The organism is Mesorhizobium sp. M7A.F.Ca.AU.002.02.1.1 (assembly GCF_003998535.1).
GTDB lineage: Bacteria > Pseudomonadota > Alphaproteobacteria > Rhizobiales > Rhizobiaceae > Mesorhizobium > Mesorhizobium ciceri.
Genome location: NZ_RZPB01000980.1, coordinates 1 through 1,891 on the forward strand (window position 1 = coordinate 1; position 1,891 = coordinate 1,891).

Below are 1,891 nucleotides of genomic sequence, written 5' to 3' on the forward strand. Positions count from 1 at the left end.
ACTGAGGGCTCTGCGGCCACCATCAGATCCAGCCGGGCTACGAGCGCCCGCCAGCCCTTGAACCATCCGGCGTGGAAATGCTGGATCAGATCGGTGAACAACACTGTCCTGCTTGCGCGGTGGAAGAAGACAATCTCGGTGGTGATCCTGTTGCCGCGCACGACGACCTGGTCGAGATCGTCCGCCCAGTCGGCGGCAGGCGTATCGCCGAGCTCGCCGCAGAAGAGGATATCTCGGCGCTTTTCCCGCAGGCCGGGTGGCGCATAGACCTTGGCATCGGGATAGCCGCGCTGCCAGTCAGCGAGAAACACGTGGTGAAGCGAATTGGGCGGGATCAGGAAGCGCACCACGCCCAGAGCGTCCACATCGGCGCGCAGCTCGTTCGTGAGCTCTACCGGTGACCAGATGAACAAACCGCCCCCGGACAATCCGATAACGGCCATACGCGTGGGATAGTGAAAGCCGGCGGCCGCCGTGACGATCGGACCATCCGCAATCCAGATCCCAAGGCCGAATTCCTTGAGACTACCAGCCATTTGCACATTGCTTCCCATAGAGCCGCTTGAATTCCGATGCGCCACAGTCGACCCTTCGCGGGATTGGCGGCTGCCGCAATGCGGCGGTCACGCAGCAAAAGTTTACATATGTGTAAATTTACACTAGGGTATAAAAATGACAACCCCAAAGCGGACCGAACGGTCGCGAAGCCTCATCCTCAATGCCGCCGACCTGGCGTTTCGGGAGATGGGGTTTGCCAACACCTCGGTCGAGGAGATCGCGACGCGTGCCGGCTTGACCCGCAAAACGGTCTACAATCTGTTCAGTTCGAAAGAAGAAATCGCGTTGCGGCTCATCGCCCGCGTGGAGGCGGGCGATGCCGCCTACCGCGCCCGCATGGCGGCGAACGAAGATGTATTCGTCATGCTCGAGACAGTCTTTCTCGACAGCGCCGGCTGGTGCCTGGCCAATCCCTCGCTTGCCAGGCTGGCTCTTGCCCCCGCCGAGCGTCCGTCCCTGCAGCCGCCGCCCGACCGGCCCTCATTCCAGCGCCTGGTCCGGGACCTTCTGGTGCTCGGCCAACGGCAAGGTGTCATTCGCAGGGATGACGATGCCAATTTCATGGCGCTGGTCCTGCTTGGAATATACGGCCAGGCGATGCTTTCGGCGCTTTCGGCCGGGTCATTCAGCGAGGACGAGATCAGGCACCTCATCCGCATCGTCGTTGAAGGGATCGGCAAACGCTAACTACGCGAACCACTTGTCCGCCGATCTCCAAAGCGCCGCAGGAGTGCTCCCGGCCTTCGCTTCATTGGCTGCTCTTCGGAGCCTTGGCGTCCTTTGAACGCTCCGCGATAGCGGGGCCGGCCCCGGACGTCTTTTCGGTTGCAGCGCTCGGCGTGGCTTGCTTTGGCGGGTTTTGTCCCTCCGACTGGCGGGTGCGGTCTTCCACTTCGCCCATCCGGCGGGTGAGCCCTATTCCGCCGGCAGGCTTCTCGTTGGCGGCCGCATCCTGGGAGAATTCATCGGAAGCGTCGGCATCGGTCTTTGCCGGATATTTCGTCGCACCGGTTTCATAGCGGGTTTCGTTCTCAGTCATGGCATCTCTCCAGTTGCATGACGGATAAACATCTCGGCGCTATCCGGGTTCCAATTCCTGGACTTGGATTCCGGACGGATCTGGATTCCGCCCGGTCGGCCACCCAAGCGACGAGATGAGCAGCACCCTACTGCAGCAGACCCTTGACGATGCCGCTCGCCTTGCCGAAATCCATCTGGCCGGCATATTTCTGCTTCAGTGCGGCGATCACCTTGCCCATGTCCTTCTGGCTGGCCGCACCGGTCGCGGCGATCGCCTCGCGCGCCGCAGCAGTTACCGCCGCATCATCCAGCT

General features: G+C 61.8%; 4 protein-coding genes. 1 reads left to right on the plus strand and 3 read right to left on the minus strand.

Going from position 1 to position 1,891, the window contains the following annotated elements:
* On the minus strand, positions 1-554 hold a 554-nt coding region (locus EN879_RS34020), incomplete at its 3' end, for a DUF4336 domain-containing protein (protein WP_245493912.1).
* Positions 555-672: 118 nt separating this feature from the next.
* On the opposite strand from EN879_RS34020, the gene EN879_RS34025 reads away from it, so the two are divergent.
* On the plus strand, positions 673-1,245 hold the full coding sequence (locus EN879_RS34025) for a TetR/AcrR family transcriptional regulator (RefSeq protein WP_063168784.1): 573 nt from the start codon (positions 673-675) through the stop codon (positions 1,243-1,245).
* A gap of 61 nt (positions 1,246-1,306) precedes the next feature.
* Here EN879_RS34025 and EN879_RS34030 read toward each other — a convergent pair whose 3' ends face one another.
* Both EN879_RS34030 and EN879_RS34035 read right to left on the minus strand, forming a co-directional pair.
* A complete protein-coding gene (locus EN879_RS34030; RefSeq protein ID WP_063168785.1) occupies positions 1,307-1,597 on the minus strand; it encodes a hypothetical protein in 291 nt (96 codons plus the stop codon).
* A gap of 127 nt (positions 1,598-1,724) precedes the next feature.
* On the minus strand, positions 1,725-1,891 hold a 167-nt coding region (locus tag EN879_RS34035; protein ID WP_164774763.1), incomplete at its 5' end, for a GatB/YqeY domain-containing protein.

Bases quoted from the DNA above. Each gene is read 5' to 3' on its own strand.
- EN879_RS34025 (WP_063168784.1), top strand. From the start codon at position 673: ATGACAACCCCAAAGCGGACCGAACGGTCGCGAAGCCTCATCCTCAAT.
- EN879_RS34030 (WP_063168785.1), bottom strand. From the start codon at position 1,597: ATGACTGAGAACGAAACCCGCTATGAAACCGGTGCGACGAAATATCCG.